Consider the following 15,094-nt stretch of genomic DNA (forward strand, 5'->3'; position numbering starts at 1 on the left):
GGCCGCGATCCCCTTGCGACATGACCAAGTGAATCAACTCAACCCCGATTTGGCCAGAGGTTTTTGGAGGCGTCCAGCTATACGGCAACAGCTCCGGCTACTTCACCGACTTGGTAAGGAATGGGTATGGTCAAATGCAGGAGCAAACCCATTGGTGCTGGGTTGCCTGCGCTGCAAGTGTTGGAAGCTTTTATATGAACAAAGAATTTGGGCGTCGTCAGGAAGCTATTTATGAAACGGCAAACGATCTTCCATCCGGCGCTTGTAATTACCCACCTTGTTCTTACTCGAATGAAGACAAGCGCTGCAACGGTACCGGATGGCCCAACAAAGCACTCAGCGTTATCAATGCATTTTCCAAAGAAGTATTTGGGAGAGCGTCTAGTAGTGACATGTTACTAGAAATGTTGGAAAACAGACCAATTGTGATGGGCGTCAAATTCTCGTATGGGCACGATGTGGATGGGGCATTTGGTCATGCCATCGTGATCTCCGATGCGTACAACGAGGGTAACAGCTCTTTCTGGAGGGTTTTCGACCCTATATTTGGCGTCCAGATTGTCGACTTTGTCTCCTTCCCAAAGGGCTACCGTGGCGATCCCTTGGCTTACTGGTGGTTCACAGACTTCACCCGTAGACCATAATAGCCTTGAGTGCATGTATTTCTGTTTTCGAGCACGCAACGAAACTCATCTGTTTCAAATATCGTCAGGGGAATAGAATGCCTATTTTGTTTTCAAGCCATTCAGACGGCGCATCCGAAATGATCGCATCTACCCTGAAAGATATCTCTGCATCAGGGATGATACATACAGGCAGTGGCCTGGATTTGAGCGATGTTTCGACATCCTTACCCATCGACGTGTTCCACGTTGGCGGTCCTGATTTGGCGAAAATGAAGTCGTTGATCGACGCCGCCCAAGAGACGGGCTGGCGATACCTTCTCCAGTCAGGAGGAGAAATTGTTGCCGATATTCATCTGGACCGAAAAGATGGCAAGCTCAATTTCGTGTCGATGGCGCTAGATGGCCCGACATTATCCTCTACGATACAAGCACTCCGCGCGGCAGAAGAGGATGCCCGGGTGCAGCAGCAGGACTTTCAACTTCGAGAATTGAATTTAGCCTGGTGCTACTTTACGGCGCTCTGGCTGCACAATGAGACACAGGATCTCATTATACCAATTGAACCGACCATCGGGCATAAACTGAACCTCTATCATCTCTATAATCTGAACGATGTTACGCAAGTGCTGTTGAGCGGGCTGCCGTCTTAGCGTGAGCCCAATGCCCGGCCCCGCCGTCCGAACTCGCGAAGAGATGATTCTTAGGCCCGAGCGCGATCGGGCGCATGGCGCGTTCGACGGCGTTGGAGTCGATGTCGATACGGCCATCGTCGATGAAGCGGACGAGCGCCTCCCATCGCGGCAAGGCGTAGCGGATGGCGACGGCGAGCGTGGATTTGCCCGAGATCGTCGCGAGCCTTTTCTCCAGCCACGGCTTCTACGCCTCGACGATCGGCTTGGAGCGGGCCAGGCGGACGGCTTTGCGAGCCCCTACGCGCCTTGCGCCGGGCGCGCGAACCGGTAAAATCGCCTATCCATCCGATGAGCCGCCAGAGGGACTCATGCCGCTTTTCGCCTATCGCTGCAGTGACTGTGCGCATCAGTTCGAGACTCTGTCGCGTTTCGATGAGATTCCCGAGTGCCCCACGTGCGGCGGCGCCCATGTCGAGCGCCAGTTGTCGCTCATCGCGCGACCCGCCGCGGGCGGAGAGTCCGGGGAGGGCTGCGCCGCCATGATGGGCGGTTCGCCCTGTCCGAGCTGCCCGGCGTTGGCGGGACAGGTGTGACGTCCGCGGCGGCGACTCTACTCGGGGCGCGTCGCCTGGTCGTTCCAGCCAACGGAATTGAGTTCGAGGTTTTTGAGGCGGGCGCGGGCGATCGGCTCGCGCTGCTCCTGCACGGCTTTCCCCAGCACGCCGTCATGTGGCGTGATCTCATCGGACCGCTCACCGCCGCCGGATATCGCGTTTGGGCGGTCAATCAGCGCGGCTACGGCGCCACGACGCGCCCGGTGGAGAAGGAGGCCTATTCCCTCGAGGCGCTGACAGCCGACGTCGCCGGATTGATCGACGCCGCCAATCCCGCCTCGGTCTCGCTTGTCGGCCATGACTGGGGCGGTTTTGTCGCCTGGGTCGTCGCCATTCGCAAGCTGCGGCCGATCGACGCTCTCGTCGTTCTGAACATTCCGCACCCCCTGTGCTTCCGGCGCGCCCTCGAACAGGGATGGAGACAGAAGCTGAAGTCCGCCTATGCGGCCTTCTTTCAGCTGCCCTGGCTGCCTGAACGACTGCTGTCCGCGCGGCGCGGCGCCGGCGCCGCGTGGCTGATGCAACGCGCCGCAGGCCGGGACGGCGTCTTCTCAAAAGAGGCGATGGACATCTACCGCGCCAATGTCGCGGCGCCGGGCGCCGCCAGCGCCATGCTCAATTGGTATCGCGCCGCCGGACGTGACATTCTGGCGGCGGAAGACCTCGAGGCGCCGATAGATGCGCCGACGCTGCTCGTCTGGGGGATGCAGGACGTGGCGCTTGGCGAGTCCTGTCTTGACGGCACGGAATGCTATGTTCGCGATCTGCGGATCGAGCGGCTGCCAGGCGTGTCGCATTGGACGCCCGAAGACGCGCCGGAAAAAGTTAATGAGCTGATTTTGGGCTTTGTTTAAAATATTCGACCTTCCCATCGCAAAAAGCGGCGTGCCGGGGCCAGTAACGGTTGACTTGGCGCGCTGGCGTGGGAATCTGTTCAATGGTCCCGGACCCCTGCGTCCGGCGGTCGCTGTTTTGCGCCTTTGGCTCAGCGGCCGGCTTTTGGCCAAGAGAAGGAGATGATCCATTCGCCGTCCAATGAAGAGCATCGCGGCCCCCCAGAAGGAAGGGCCGCGCATCAATCGGGAAATTCGCGCGCGAGAAGTGCAGCTAATCGATTCCGAGGGGAAAAATCACGGCGTCATCCAATTGCCGGACGCGCTGGGCATCGCCGAAGCGGCGGGACTCGATCTCGTCGAGATCGCGCCCAACTCTACGCCCCCCGTCTGCAAAATTCTTGATTACGGGCGTTTTCGCTTCGCTGAGCAAAAGAAGGCCGCCGAGGCCCGCAAAAAACAGAAAGTCGTCGAGGTTAAGGAAATAAAGCTTCGGCCCGGCATCGATGACCATGATTACGGCGTGAAAATGAAGGCGGTGCGCCGCTTCTTCGAAGAAGGCGACAAGGTTAAGGTCACCCTTCGCTTTCGCGGCCGCGAAATCGCGCATCAGGACATCGGCTATCGGCTTCTTTCTCGCGTGAAGGCTGAGACCGCCACGCTGGCCAAGGTCGAACTCGAACCGTCCATGGAAGGACGGCAGATGGTGATGGTGCTGGCGCCTCGATAGCGCGCGTCTCGCCGCAAGGGCAGGGCCGGGCTGCGGCCGAGGGGTGGCGATCGCTATGTTTGGATTTCAGTTTCGCACTCTGACCGCGCGTCGCGCTTGCGTTCTCGGCGCAGCGGCGCTGATTGTTGCGGGCGTCCCGCCGGCCAGAGCACAGCTTGTGCTCCCGGGGGCGGTCGCCCCGACTCCCGAAGGGACGGTCGCCAGTCCCGGACAAGCAAAGAAAAGAAGCGTCGGCGGCGAGATGGGAGCGGCCGCGGGGCCGGCCATCATGCCAAAGGCGCCCGCCGAAGACGCGATCGTCGGAAAAATTATCAAACGCGACGGCGAGGGCAGCGCCATAGAATTCTCCCGAGCCGGAGCTGACCTGCAGGTCGCCAAGCTCACATTCGTCGGGGATGATTTGCGGCGCTCCGGCGAAGCCTGCCGAGTCGAAGTGGCCGGAACGCCGTTGAAGCTCACGGCCCGCCAGAGCGAGACCGGATTGCGGCGCTATCAGATCGCATTTCCAGCCTGCGCCTTCACATTTGACGTTCTGGACGGCGCGATTCTCGTCACCAACGAGGGCAAGGCGTGTGAACTGAAGGACGCCGGTTGCCGCGCTGATCCTGAAGGACTCTGGGGGATGAGCGCGGATGAGATCGACCCCAAGAAGGGCGAAGAGATGCTTGGCGCCCGCGCGCGCGTCGAGAAGACGGTGCGAAGCACATTCCGGGCGCTTTACGACCAGAACAAGAAGGAAAAGGCGATCCGCAACTTCATCGTGAAGGAACAGGCGGGCTTCTCCTCCTGGCGCGAGGAAGTGTGCCGGTCCTATGCGCGCGAGCCGGATTTCGGCTATTGCGCCTTGAGACTGACGGAAGCCCGCGCCATTGCGCTTGGCGCGCAGCTCGCCGCTGGCGTCAAGTTGCCGCCTGCTGTCGCCGAAGAGGTCGCGGCGGAGAACACGAAGAAGGACGAGAAGAAATAGGAAGGCGCCGCCGGTATCACCGTTGTCGCGCGAGCCAGATGGTGTGTTTGCCGCAGGTCGGATCCTCTAGCGCATGAGCGACGACCTCGAAACCGTTAGCGCTGAGCAGGAATTTATATTCTTCGCTCGCGAGACTTGCGTGATAAAGCGACTCGCCTTCGAATTCGCCGATCGCCTCGCCATGCGCGGGTCCGCTCGTGAACATCAGCGCGGCGTCCCGCGCGGCGTGAGCGCGAAAGATCGGGAACATCTGGCGCTGATCGTCGAAACCCAAGTGAAAGAAACTGTCCCAGGCGATGATTCCGTCGAAGCGGCGCTCCAGCGAAAGCTCCCGCATGTCGGCGACGCGCCATTCGCTTTTAGGAAAGCTCTCCCGGCACAGCTCGATGAGCTGGGGCGAGGAGTCGACGCCCGTCACCTCGCATCCTTTTTCGATCAGATAGCGGGCGATGGGCTTGCCCGAGCCACAGCCGAGATCGAGCACGTTGGCTTTGGCGGGCAGAAGATTTCTGAATCGATCGAGCCAATGAGCTTCCATCAGCCGGTCACCCCGGCGCTCCGCCCAAAGATGCGCGTGACGCCGATAAAGCCCGATGATGCGCTCGGCTCCGTTGATCATGTTTTCAGTTGGTCACGAATTCAAATGCCGCCGGAGGTTCGAGGCGACACTATCCCTTTCGCATCAACATGCCGCGCGCTGGATCATAAGCGAGGATCGCCGCGATGAGGAAGGCGCTCGTGTAGGCGAAGACAATCGCGAGCGAGGTCCACGCGACTTTCTCATAAAAGGCGAAGCGGATGAGTTCGACCGCATGCGTGAACGGATTGACCTCGCACATGTAATAGAGCCAGGGGCTCGACTCCTTTACGCGCCACAGCGGGTAGAGCGCGGAGGAGGCGAAGAACATCGGAAAAATCACGAAATTCATCACCCCGGCGAAGTTTTCGAGCTGTTTGATCAGCGATGACAGCAGCATGCCGAGCGCGCCGAGCATCAGGCCGCTGAGCGCCAGCGCCGGCAGCAGGGTGAGATAGCCCCAATTCGTTAGCGGCTCGATCTCCCAGAAATAGGCGATCACCAGGAAGGCGTAGACCTGCAGTATCGAGACGGCGACGCCGGCCAGAAGTTTGGAGCCGAGCAGAAACCAGCGCGGAAAGGGCGAGACGAGCAGCGTGCGCATGCTGCCCATTTCGCGGTCGTAGACCATCGAGAGCGAGGATTGCATGCCGTTGAACAGCTGGATCATCGCCATCAGGCCGGGCGCGATATAGACCTCGTAGAGAACGTAAGTTTCGTAAGGCGGGATGATCGAAACGCCGAGCACCTGCCGGAAGCCCGCCGCGAAAATAAAGAGCCAGACGAGCGGGCGCACCAGCGCCGAGACGAAGCGTTCGCGCTGATGCAGGAAGCGCAGGCCCTCGCGCCAGACGACTCCCGAGAGACAGATGAGATATTGGCGAAGGGTGAAGCCTCTCGGCGCAGCAATTTCGGTCATGCCGAAAGCTTCTCCTGACCGATCCCGGCGATGCGCGCGAAAGCGTCGCCAATGGTCGCCGCGCCCTGCGCCGCGACGATCTCCCGCGCCCGGTCGGTCGCGAGCACCTTGCCCTGATGCAGAATGACCACCTGATCGTCGTCGGCGATCTCGTCGACAAGATGCGTGGTCCACAAAACGCCGAGATGTTGATCGCGCACCAGACCGCGGACAAGCGCGAGGAGATCGGCGCGCGCCTTGATGTCGAGCCCGACGGTCGGCTCGTCGAGAAGCAGCAGCCGCGGATCATGCAGCAGCGCGCGCGCGATTTCGACGCGGCGCATCTGTCCCCCAGACAGGGAGCGGGCCTTGTCCTTGGCGCGGTCCGCGAGGCCCGCACGCGCCAGCGCCGCCTGTCCGAGGCGGCGCGCGTCGATCGGGCCAATGCCGTGCAGGGCTGCGTGGTAGAGGAGATTTTGCATCACGCTGAGTTCGAGATCGAGCGTGCGCGCCTGAAAGACGACGCCAAGCTGGCGCAGCGCTGCGCCGGGCTCGCGCATGACATTGTGGCCAAAGATTTCGATCGCGCCGTGGCGCGCGGCGTAGAGCCGCGTGATTAGCGAGAACAGTGTGCTCTTGCCGGCGCCGTTCAATCCAAGCAGCACCGTGAAGCTGCCGGCCGGAACGGAAAAGCTGACGTCGTCGAGCGCCTTGCGCGCCCCATAGGCGTGGCTGACATTTCTGATTGCGAGCGCGGGGGTCATTGCGGCGCTCCGACAGGATTGTCATTCCCGGCATTCGCGAAGCGAATGATCGGGAATCCAGAGCCGCGGCCAACAGCGCCGATCGCGGCTCTGGATTCCCGATCGCGCTCCGCGCGTCGGGAATGACAGGCGGGAAGACCCACACTCATTGCGGCGCCACGACGACGCCCCAGGGGAAAGCGCCGACCGGGATCGACTTCACCACTTTGAGCGATGCGACGTCGATCACCGAGACGTCGTTGGAGACGCCATTGGCGGTGAGCAGATATTTTTCGTCGGGCGTGAAAGCAAGGTGCCAGACGCGCTGACCGACCAGCAGATATTTTTCGACCTTTTTCGTCTCGGCGTCGATCACCGCGACGCGATTGGCTGGCCCCAGCGCGACGAAGGCGCGCTTTCCATCGCGCGTGAATGAAATGCCGATCGGCTGGATCGCCTCTTTCGACATCGCCGGAATGTCGAAGGCAATCTTCTGCTTCAACTCACGTTTCGTAGGATCGATGACCGAAACCGTCCCCCCGACTTCCGAGGATACCCACAGCTCCGAACCGTCCTTCTTGAACTCGGCGAAACGCGGCCGGCCATCGACGAGAATATTCGCGACGATCTCTTTCGACTTGGTGTCGATGAGATGCGCCATATTGGTCGTTTCCGAGGTGTTGACGAGCAGCTTGCCGTCGGGACTGATGGCCATGCCCTCGGGTTCCACGCCGACGGGAATGTCGCCGATCATTTCTTTCTTCTTCACGTCGATCAGCGTGACGAGATTGTCGTTTTCGTTCGAGACATAAATCACGTCGCCATCGGGACTGAGCGCCAGAAGCTCGGGATCCGGGCCCGAGGGCAGCTTGCCGGTGACCTTGAGAGTCTTCGTGTCGAGCACTTGAATGGCGTCATCGTCGCCGGCGCAGATATAAAGTTCGGAGCCGTCCTTATTGAGCGCAATGCCGCGCGGGCGTCGGCCGACCTTCACGGTCGCTGTCGCTTCCAGCTTCTCCGTATCGAGGACGGTGATGGAATTGCCCTTCTCGTTGCTGACGTACGCCTTGTAGGCGTGGGCGGGCGCGATCAAAGTTGCGAGCAGCGCCGCGACCCACAACCCCCTCCCTGTCCCTCCCCCGCTTCGCGGGAGAGGGGACGCTAACGATCGGCGCTTCGCGAAAAGGAGCGAGAGGCCGAATCTGCTCCCTCTCCCGCGGCAGCGGGGGAGGGGTGGGGAGGGGGCGTTCTTCAGTTCAATTTGCATTTCGTCTCCGGCTGATCGACTCCAAGCGTGTCGAGTTCGCTCGTCTGATGGAGAAAGCCTTCCTGGGGCGAAACGGAGACGACCATCCGCCCGTCGGAAAGCAGGATCGGTTGGCGCAACTGCTGGTTCCAGGGCCGCAGCGTAAGCCGCACGCCTTTGAATGCGGCGATGGAGAAGTCCGCGCCGAGCAGGTAGAGGCGGAGCTTCTCGGGGTCGTTCGACCCGGTGCGCGTTGCGGCTTCGCCAATCATCCGCATGGCGACCCACGCCGCATTGTCTCGCGCATTCATCAGGCGCCTGAACGTCTTGGTGAAGCGGTTTTGCAACTGTAGCGCGCCCCATTGCTCATGGGAGGGGTCCCAGCTTGTCGGCATCAGGCCGCCGGAGCCCGCCACAGGACGCGGGTCCCAGGTGCGGTAGGGCAGATAGCCGCCAAAGACCTCGCTCTCGTCGGCGGCGATGAGCGCGTCATAGGCGGGCGCGTTCTGCGTCAGGACCGGGATTTGCCGCTGGGTCTGCACGGAGCCGGAGTCGCTGCGTCGTCCGCCGCCGGTGTCTTCATAGACGCGTTCCTCGACGATCTTTGCGCCAAATTTCTTGGCGCTGTTGCGGAAGGCTTGCGCCAAAAATTCGTCTTTCGGATGCGACCCCTTGATGAGGAGCCAGCGGCGCCATTGCTTCCAGATGAGATATTGCGCGAGACCATCAGTGAGCATCGACCGCGTCGGCGCGACATGGATGACATTGGCGCGGCAGTCATTTTCGCGAAGCCTGTCATCCGTCGCGGAGACATTAAACAGCACGGCGCCTTTCGGCTTCGCGCGCTCGGAAGCGGCAAGCAGACGTTCGGCCGAAAGATCGGCGATGATGAACAGCGCGCCCTTGTCCAGGAGCGCGTCGAGGGCCGCCACGACGTCATCGCCGTCCTCGAGCCTGGCGTCGATCGCCTCGAACGTCTGGTTGGTGAATTTGCCTGTGGTGTTGTTGTCGGCTGCGCCCATCAGCGCCCCCGCGAGCGTATCGTCGGCGGCCGGAATATCGAGAATAGAGAGGGTTTCTCGGGCGTGCGTTTCGCGCAAGACGCCGACTTTGACGTTGACCGTTTCAGCCGCGACCGGCGCGGCGAAAAGCACGAAACAGAAGGCGGCGACCAAGCTTTTCATATTGCCTAGATGGCCGCTTTGGCGCGCAGGATCAAGTTCTTCAGAGCCCGCGCGCCTTCCTCGATTCACCGTGTCACGCGCAGCAGCGCCTTACCCTTCTTGGATGCGAACTCCTTGGCGTCGAGCGTGCCGTCATTGTCGGGATCCGCATCCTTGAACATGACGGAGACCATCGTCAGAAATTCGTCCTTGGACAGCGTGCCGTCATTGTCAGGATCGGCCGTTTTGAAATCCTTCTTTGAGACGCGTCCTTTCATTTCTTTGAAATCGACCGTTCCGTCAGCGTCCTTCTCGAGACGCGTAAAGAGATCCGTCGCAGACTTGTTGATTTCCTTGAGATCAACAGTTCCGTCATCGTCCGTGTCGAGCGCGGCCACGGCGCCCGCCGCCTTCTTCGCGAGCGCGGACGTCGCCGGCAGCGCTATGACGCCAGCAAGCGCGAGCGCGCCGAATAGAAATGCTTTTTTCATGTGCGACTCCTTTGGGTAAGGCCATCGCACGCAATATAGCGCGGGCGCCGCCGAGCCGGCTAGCGGCCCGCGACATTCCTGCCCTCTGGCGTCAGTAGGTGATCTTCACGCCCCCATAGACGCCCAGCGGCGGCCCGATCGAGACCATGCGCGGATTGTTGAAGGCGAGGAAGGAGATGTCATTCGTGTCGAAAAACGTGCCGAAGCTGCGCGAGCGCGTATTCGTCACATTTTCGAGCAGGCCATAGACCTGGATGTTCGGGCCGAGCTGATAGGAGGTGCGCAGATTGAGGATGGCGTAGGGCGAGAGCGTTCCGGCGAAATTGATCTCGTCGCCGCGAATCCATGGCCCGGAAGTATATTGAACGTCAGCGCCGACCTTCCAGAGCGGAGTCATCGCGAAGTCGAACCCTCCCTTGAGCCGATGGCGCGGCACGGAGGTCAGGTTCGCGCCAGGCGTCACCATGAGCGAGCCGCCCGTGCCGAAGATTTGGGTGAGCGGATTGTCCGGCGAGCCCAATATGATGGTCGAGCGGAAGGTCGCGTCGGTCAGCGTATAGTTCAGAAAGGCGTTGAGCCTTTCGTCCGTATAGCGCAGCGACGCCTCGACGCCCTGACGCAGCGTCGTGCCGGCGTTGGTGAAATAGCCGCGCCCGTTGATCGTGCTCGGCACGCTCAGAATGTCGTTGAAATTATGCGTGCGAAAGAGGCCCGCGCTCCAGGTGACCCAGCCGGGCAGCGCGTCGGCATAGGCCGGCAGAAGCGCTGGAACGTGCACGTCGCCGCGAAGGCCCGTTTCGATCGTCTGCGACTCGACCTGTTTCAGTGGCGGATCGGCGACGAGGAAGCTGTCAATGAGACAGGGACGGTTGGGATCGGCGCAGCCGAGCTCGAGCGGCGTCGGCGCGCGATTGCCTTCCGAATAGCTGGCGTAGGCGGAGAGATTGGGCAGGATCTTATAGGTCAGGCCCGCCACCGGATTAATGCGGGTGAATATCCCATTGCCGTTCAGCGACGTGCCGCGCAGATCGTAAAGGGAGATGCCGGCGCGGTTGAAGCGCGCGCCCGCCGTGAGGGTGAGCTGGTCGGTGAGATCGAGCGAGTCGAGCGCATAGACGCCGAGATAGTCATTGCCGGCCTTCATCGACACGGTGGAGACGCCGCTCGCCTGCTCATCCACGTAATAATTGAAGCCGGCGACGACGAGATTGGGCAGGATCAATCCCAGCTCTTCATTGGCGGAGAAGCCGGTCCAACCATGATCGTAGCTGACGCCGAAGGTGATCTTGTTGTGGAAGCCGAAATAATGGTCGTCATTCGTTGCCTGCACCGTGCCGCCGATGGTGCGCGAGCGCGTCCAGGTGCGGTCGACGGCCCCGAGCGGCGCCTGCCCATTGAAGAAATTGGGGATGTTCGTGTCACCCGCGTCGGACTCGCAGCGCTCCTCGCCTTCCTCGCATTCGAATTCGGTCGTATTGCCGTCGACGCGCGCCTGATCGAAGGCGCGGTAATGCACGTCGCCGAAGAGTTTCCATGTCGGCGTGGCCTGGAACACGCCATTGAGGTCGAACATTGAGAGCGAATTCTTGATCGTCTGCGGCGTGGTGAAGACGGCGCTTTCGTCGATATTGGTCAGATCGACAGGCGCGGGGCCCGAGACGCCGAATTTGTTATGCGCGAGTGTCGCGGTCGCGTGAATCTCGCCGCTGTCGCCGCGATAGCCGACGTCGCCGTAGAAGCGCTTGATATGCGCGCCGGAAAACTGCCGATAGCCGTCGTCGCCCAAGGCCTCCATGGCCATATAGGTCGCGAAGGGCCCGGACTGCACGCCATATTGCATCGTGCCCTGGCGGCGGCCGCGGCTGCCGAAACGGCCATCGATTTCGAAGCCCTGCCAAGTGAAGCCGTTCTTCATGTCGAGCGTGATGGCGCCGCCGATGGCGTTGAGGCCGAAGATCGGATTGCCGGTGACGACGGTGAAGCGATCGATGGCGACGCTTGGGATCATGTCCCAGAAGACGTTGTCGCCCCAGGCCTCGTTGATGCGAATGCCGTTCTGATAGACCGCTAGGCCCTGCGGCGTGCCGGCGATGGGAGAAGCGACGAAGCCGCGGAAATCCACTTCGGGAAGGAAAGGCCCGCCGGCCACGTCATTGACGATGACTCCGGGCGCCTGGCGAACGAGATTTCCGGTGAGGTCGAAAGCGCGGGTGTTTTGAAGCTCCTTGCCGGTGATCGTGTAGGTGGCGGCGGGAACAGCGTAACGCACGATGGGAGACGCCGGCAGAGCAGGCGTCGCAGGCGCAGACGTCACCGACGCTGCCGGCGCGCGCTGGGTCGAGGGCGTCGTCTGAACAGGCGGCCGCGCGGTCGAACGCAAAGGCGCGCCTCCCACCTCGATCGTTGGCAGCGCCTGCTGCGCGCGAACCGTTGTGGCGATGGAGGCGCAAAGCGCGATCAGCGAGACCTGTTTGACGTAGCGCATGAGAGACCTGGAATTCGAACCGTGTTTGAACGAGTTATATCGACGCGGCTCGCCGCGGGTAGTGGCCAGAGACGACAAACCGGCAATATTTCCCGTCTGTTGTACGACCGCTACACTTCTGAAAAATAACGGAAATCTGCGGATACATTCCCGTATGCTTCGGGAAGATATCCCGAGCCGCGCGACGAGGGCGAACGGCGTCAACAGCCGAATACCGGCGGGATAAATGTGTTTGTCCGGCGCAAATTTGCCGTCGAGCGCGTCGAACAGGCTGGCTCGCACGCTGTTGTTGGCTCGGCGCAGATCGGATTAAGTCGTCGCCGAAACGCCAGTGGTTTTCCGCCGCAAGGGCAGGCTCGCGATCAGCACCGCAAGTATTCCGGTGACGAAAATGCCGTCGAACGTTCCGGCGCCGCCAAACGAAACGATCGGCGTCCCGATGCCCTCGATCTTATCAAGATTGAGTAAGTCGGCGCCGATAAGCGTGCCGAGACTGCCGCTGACATAGGCGACCGGCGCAGCGAAATCGCGCGACAGCAGGATCGCGAGAGCCGCCGACAACAGCGGCGGCGCCAGGATCGGCACGCTAATGCCGGCGCCGGGCACAATCCGCGCAAAGTAATGGACAACCAAAGCGACGACCGCCGTCGCCAGCGCCGCCACGATCCAGATAGGATTGCGGACGAGCAGATAGATCGAAAGAAACAGCGGAATAACGGCGCCGCCGACATTGACCGCCAGTATCATTCCCGGCCAATCGACCACCACCGGGACGACATAGCGCCTCCCGAAAAAGTCGATCATCTCTTGAGGAACGACGCGTTCGTCGGCGAAGTGCGCGATCGGAATGTTCACATAGCTTCCCAGAAGCGACGCGAGCAAGAGGAGCGTCGCAAATTTGGAGCTCAGGCCGATGCGGCCGAAAGCATAGCGGAGCACTCCGAATTGGATCAGCAGGAACAGCGCGATGAGCGCGCCCAGGAAGACCGCGTAGAGGATTGGCGGCAGCGGGAGATAGTCAACATGTTCTGAGTTCACGCGCCACCCCGTGCATTGCGGTGCGTCGACCGTTAAGCCGCATATAGGGGCGAAGCGACGCCGGTCGAGTTGAGTCTCAGTTAGGCGAAAGACCGCGAGCGCCCTTGGCTTGACCCTCACGGTGGTCCGGCGCCGTCTGTTGGAGCGAATGATCGCCGACATAAATTTTGGCGATTGTCTTCAAATTCCTGGCGGCTAGCACAATTACGCGATGTCCGACGTGCGATCGTTCATGCCTGCGCTCAAAGTGGAGTCCTGCGCATAGCCGCATCTTGCGCGGCGAAGATTTGAGGAGAATGCCGGTGATCGAGCTGCTCTCGAACTTTCCCGCGAACGTCGTTGCGATCGTCTGCAAGGGACGCGTGACGAAAGCCGATTATGACGCCGTTCTTGTGCCGGCGGTTCGAGATGCGCTCGAGAAACATGACAAGGTCAGGATCTATTACGAAATCGCGCCTGACTTTTCGGGATTTGATCCGGGCGCGATGTGGGAGGACTTTAGGGTTGGCATGGAGCATCTCTCGCGCTGGGAACGGGTCGCGCTTGTCACGGATGTTGAGTGGATCAAGCACACGATGCAGTTTTTCAGCTTCATGATGCCCGGCGACATGAAGGCGTTTCCGACCACGCAAGCCGATCAGGCGCGTGACTGGATTGTCGCTCAGTGACGCGGCGCTCCGCCCTCGCGCATCGGCAGCGACGCGGTTAGCCGCGCGCCGCCCTTTGCGTCGTTTGCAAGCGTGAGCGCGCCGCCGAGCGCGCCGACTCGTTCGCTCATACCGCGCAAGCCGAGACCGCTCGACGACGCGGAACGAGTCGCTTGGAGACCCGCCCCATTGTCACGCACGACAATATGCAATGCGCCCTTCGACCGCTTGACGGCGACCTCGACTCGATTGGCGCCTGAATGTCGAAGAGCATTGGCGAGCGCTTCCTGCACGATGCGATAGGCGGTGAGCGCGGTCGCTTCTTCGATGTCCCCTGAGGCGCCGTCGAGCGAAAGCGCGATGGCGACCTTCGGGTTGGTTTCGCGCCAGCCTTGCGCCAGCGCCTCTAACGCGTCGGCAAGTCCCATCTCCTCGAGGGCGGCGGGACGCAGCCGGCCGAGAATGCGCCTGTTGACCTGTTGCAGAGCGGCGATCTGCGCGTCGATGCGGGCGCAGTCTTCGGCGAGCCGGGTCGGGTCTGCGCCCGACGCCGTCGCCCGTCGCGCCAACGCGCCAACGCCAGCGCGCACCGTGAACAGAAAGGGGCCGATTTCGTCATGCAGATCGCGGGCGATGTCTTTTCGCTCTTCGTCCTGCACATGGATCATGCGCCGCACGAGCTTGCGATTTTCTTCGTCGAGCCGTTGCAGCGTTGCGGCGAGCGCGTTGATTCGTTCGGCAATGATGACGAATTCCAAAGACCCGTCGGCGGGAACGCGCATCGAATGTTCGCCGCGCTCCAGACGCTTCAGTCCCTCCGCGAGCGTCGCGACCGGACGCAGCGTCCGCGACACGGCGAGCGAAACGAGGGCGAAGGCGGCGATGGCGATTCCCGCGCCGCCGATCGCGAGCCAGACGATCTCCTGCCAAATCTCGGCGATCTCATCCGCGGGATTGGGAGCGATCATGATCGCGGCGCCGCGCCCAGTTTCGATCCGGGTCACGGCGGCGTTCGGCAGCACGAGCCGGGTGAACCACTGCGGCGCGCGGTCGACGTCCTCCCGTGCGGGCGTCTCCTCTCCGGCGAGCGTGACGCGAACATGGCGCAGCCGCCGCGCGTCGGCGAGAAGTCGCGCTATCTCGGCCTGCGGGTCTGGCGCTGCGTCAAGCCGCGCTAGCGTCGCTTCTATGAGTTCGCGCGCAAGCCGCGTCGCGCCGTCGGCTTCGGCGCGAACGCGCGCGCCCGCATGCAAGACGAGCAGGCCGACGCCGAGCGCCAATCCCAGCGCAAGCACGACGCCGAGCAGCAGCGACAGGCGAAGGCGCAGGGAGAGCCTTCGAAGCATGGGCCAATTCTCTAGAGAAGCGTGCGACTTTACGAAAGGCCCCAAATGCCGGCAATGT

Annotated in this window: 16 protein-coding genes and 1 pseudogene; 7 read left to right on the forward strand and 10 right to left on the reverse strand. The window is 61.6% G+C overall.

The features are described 5' to 3' along the window. The first annotated feature begins 134 nt into the window (after nucleotides 1-134). Nucleotides 135-644 (forward strand): cysteine peptidase family C39 domain-containing protein, encoded by a 510-nt coding sequence (locus HUN39_RS12275; RefSeq protein WP_175094796.1) that lies wholly within the window; start codon nucleotides 135-137, stop codon nucleotides 642-644. 77 nt (nucleotides 645-721) lie between these two features. Further along, nucleotides 722-1,276, forward strand: coding sequence for a hypothetical protein (locus tag HUN39_RS12280; RefSeq protein WP_175094797.1), 555 nt, complete (start codon nucleotides 722-724; stop codon nucleotides 1,274-1,276). A 4-nt stretch (nucleotides 1,277-1,280) separates the two neighbouring features. Here the strand turns inward: HUN39_RS12280 and HUN39_RS12285 are convergent. Continuing rightward, nucleotides 1,281-1,550: pseudogene (locus HUN39_RS12285) on the reverse strand (IS66 family transposase); the annotation flags it as partial. Nucleotides 1,551-1,626: 76 nt separating this feature from the next. Here HUN39_RS12285 and HUN39_RS12290 point away from each other — a divergent pair. The 4 genes from HUN39_RS12290 to HUN39_RS12305 all read left to right on the forward strand — a co-directional run bounded on the left by HUN39_RS12290 (nucleotide 1,627) and on the right by HUN39_RS12305 (nucleotide 4,402). After that, complete coding sequence (locus tag HUN39_RS12290) at nucleotides 1,627-1,851, forward strand: FmdB family zinc ribbon protein (RefSeq protein WP_175094878.1); 225 nt, start codon at nucleotides 1,627-1,629, stop codon at nucleotides 1,849-1,851. Then, nucleotides 1,848-2,726: an alpha/beta fold hydrolase gene (locus HUN39_RS12295; RefSeq protein WP_175094798.1), complete on the forward strand. Its 879-nt coding sequence runs from the start codon at nucleotides 1,848-1,850 to the stop codon at nucleotides 2,724-2,726. Before HUN39_RS12290 ends, HUN39_RS12295 begins: the two co-directional genes overlap by 4 nt. A gap of 181 nt (nucleotides 2,727-2,907) precedes the next feature. Continuing rightward, on the forward strand, nucleotides 2,908-3,435 hold the full coding sequence (gene infC / locus HUN39_RS12300) for a translation initiation factor IF-3 (RefSeq protein ID WP_018408763.1): 528 nt from the start codon (nucleotides 2,908-2,910) through the stop codon (nucleotides 3,433-3,435). Nucleotides 3,436-3,703: 268 nt separating this feature from the next. Then, nucleotides 3,704-4,402, forward strand: coding sequence for a hypothetical protein (locus tag HUN39_RS12305; protein ID WP_232366069.1), 699 nt, complete (start codon nucleotides 3,704-3,706; stop codon nucleotides 4,400-4,402). A 16-nt stretch (nucleotides 4,403-4,418) separates the two neighbouring features. Here the strand turns inward: HUN39_RS12305 and HUN39_RS12310 are convergent, their stop codons facing one another. From HUN39_RS12310 to HUN39_RS12345, 8 genes are all read right to left on the reverse strand, one after another. After that, on the reverse strand, nucleotides 4,419-5,021 hold the full coding sequence (locus HUN39_RS12310) for a class I SAM-dependent methyltransferase (RefSeq protein WP_175094800.1): 603 nt from the start codon (nucleotides 5,019-5,021) through the stop codon (nucleotides 4,419-4,421). 49 nt (nucleotides 5,022-5,070) lie between these two features. Next, nucleotides 5,071-5,898, reverse strand: coding sequence for an ABC transporter permease (locus HUN39_RS12315; protein ID WP_175094801.1), 828 nt, complete (start codon nucleotides 5,896-5,898; stop codon nucleotides 5,071-5,073). Beyond that, entirely contained in the window at nucleotides 5,895-6,641 is a 747-nt protein-coding gene (locus HUN39_RS12320; RefSeq protein ID WP_175094802.1) for an ATP-binding cassette domain-containing protein, read from the reverse strand. The genes HUN39_RS12315 and HUN39_RS12320 overlap by 4 nt, the downstream gene beginning before the upstream one ends. Nucleotides 6,642-6,786: 145 nt before the next feature. Further along, entirely contained in the window at nucleotides 6,787-7,740 is a 954-nt protein-coding gene (locus tag HUN39_RS12325; protein WP_175094803.1) for a YVTN family beta-propeller repeat protein, read from the reverse strand. 131 nt (nucleotides 7,741-7,871) lie between these two features. Continuing rightward, the gene (locus HUN39_RS12330; protein WP_175094804.1) at nucleotides 7,872-9,050 is read right to left on the reverse strand and encodes an ABC transporter substrate-binding protein; all 1,179 of its coding nucleotides are present in this window, start codon (nucleotides 9,048-9,050) and stop codon (nucleotides 7,872-7,874) included. A 65-nt stretch (nucleotides 9,051-9,115) separates the two neighbouring features. Beyond that, the gene (locus tag HUN39_RS12335; protein ID WP_175094805.1) at nucleotides 9,116-9,520 is read right to left on the reverse strand and encodes an EF-hand domain-containing protein; all 405 of its coding nucleotides are present in this window, start codon (nucleotides 9,518-9,520) and stop codon (nucleotides 9,116-9,118) included. A 91-nt stretch (nucleotides 9,521-9,611) separates the two neighbouring features. After that, nucleotides 9,612-12,005 carry a TonB-dependent receptor gene (locus tag HUN39_RS12340; protein WP_175094806.1) on the reverse strand — a complete coding sequence of 798 codons (2,394 nt, stop codon included), beginning with the start codon at nucleotides 12,003-12,005 and terminating at the stop codon, nucleotides 9,612-9,614. A 309-nt stretch (nucleotides 12,006-12,314) separates the two neighbouring features. After that, nucleotides 12,315-13,043, reverse strand: a complete 729-nt coding sequence (locus HUN39_RS12345; RefSeq protein WP_175094807.1) for a DUF1614 domain-containing protein — start codon at nucleotides 13,041-13,043, stop codon at nucleotides 12,315-12,317. Nucleotides 13,044-13,339: 296 nt separating this feature from the next. Between HUN39_RS12345 and HUN39_RS12350 the strand changes: the two genes are divergently transcribed. After that, nucleotides 13,340-13,711 (forward strand): SpoIIAA family protein, encoded by a 372-nt coding sequence (locus HUN39_RS12350; RefSeq protein WP_210266951.1) that lies wholly within the window; start codon nucleotides 13,340-13,342, stop codon nucleotides 13,709-13,711. Here HUN39_RS12350 and HUN39_RS12355 read toward each other — a convergent pair. Further along, the gene (locus HUN39_RS12355) at nucleotides 13,705-15,036 is read right to left on the reverse strand and encodes an ATP-binding protein (RefSeq protein ID WP_175094809.1); all 1,332 of its coding nucleotides are present in this window, start codon (nucleotides 15,034-15,036) and stop codon (nucleotides 13,705-13,707) included. The genes HUN39_RS12350 and HUN39_RS12355 overlap by 7 nt on opposite strands. Nucleotides 15,037-15,094 lie beyond the last annotated feature (58 nt).

The organism is Methylocystis silviterrae (assembly GCF_013350005.1).
In the GTDB taxonomy this organism is placed as follows: domain Bacteria; phylum Pseudomonadota; class Alphaproteobacteria; order Rhizobiales; family Beijerinckiaceae; genus Methylocystis; species Methylocystis silviterrae.

Excerpts from the sequence above, each read along its gene's own strand:
- HUN39_RS12275 (WP_175094796.1), top strand. The coding sequence starts at position 135 with ATGCAGGAGCAAACCCATTGGTGCTGGGTTGCCTGCGCTGCAAGTGTT.
- HUN39_RS12280 (WP_175094797.1), top strand. The coding sequence starts at position 722 with ATGCCTATTTTGTTTTCAAGCCATTCAGACGGCGCATCCGAAATGATC.
- HUN39_RS12290 (WP_175094878.1), top strand. The coding sequence starts at position 1,627 with ATGCCGCTTTTCGCCTATCGCTGCAGTGACTGTGCGCATCAGTTCGAG.
- infC (WP_018408763.1), top strand. The coding sequence starts at position 2,908 with ATGAAGAGCATCGCGGCCCCCCAGAAGGAAGGGCCGCGCATCAATCGG.
- HUN39_RS12305 (WP_232366069.1), top strand. The coding sequence starts at position 3,704 with ATGCCAAAGGCGCCCGCCGAAGACGCGATCGTCGGAAAAATTATCAAA.
- HUN39_RS12310 (WP_175094800.1), bottom strand. The coding sequence starts at position 5,021 with ATGATCAACGGAGCCGAGCGCATCATCGGGCTTTATCGGCGTCACGCG.
- HUN39_RS12315 (WP_175094801.1), bottom strand. The coding sequence starts at position 5,898 with ATGACCGAAATTGCTGCGCCGAGAGGCTTCACCCTTCGCCAATATCTC.
- HUN39_RS12320 (WP_175094802.1), bottom strand. The coding sequence starts at position 6,641 with ATGACCCCCGCGCTCGCAATCAGAAATGTCAGCCACGCCTATGGGGCG.
- HUN39_RS12330 (WP_175094804.1), bottom strand. The coding sequence starts at position 9,050 with ATGAAAAGCTTGGTCGCCGCCTTCTGTTTCGTGCTTTTCGCCGCGCCG.
- HUN39_RS12335 (WP_175094805.1), bottom strand. The coding sequence starts at position 9,520 with ATGAAAAAAGCATTTCTATTCGGCGCGCTCGCGCTTGCTGGCGTCATA.
- HUN39_RS12340 (WP_175094806.1), bottom strand. The coding sequence starts at position 12,005 with ATGCGCTACGTCAAACAGGTCTCGCTGATCGCGCTTTGCGCCTCCATC.
- HUN39_RS12350 (WP_210266951.1), top strand. The coding sequence starts at position 13,340 with ATGCCGGTGATCGAGCTGCTCTCGAACTTTCCCGCGAACGTCGTTGCG.
- HUN39_RS12355 (WP_175094809.1), bottom strand. The coding sequence starts at position 15,036 with ATGCTTCGAAGGCTCTCCCTGCGCCTTCGCCTGTCGCTGCTGCTCGGC.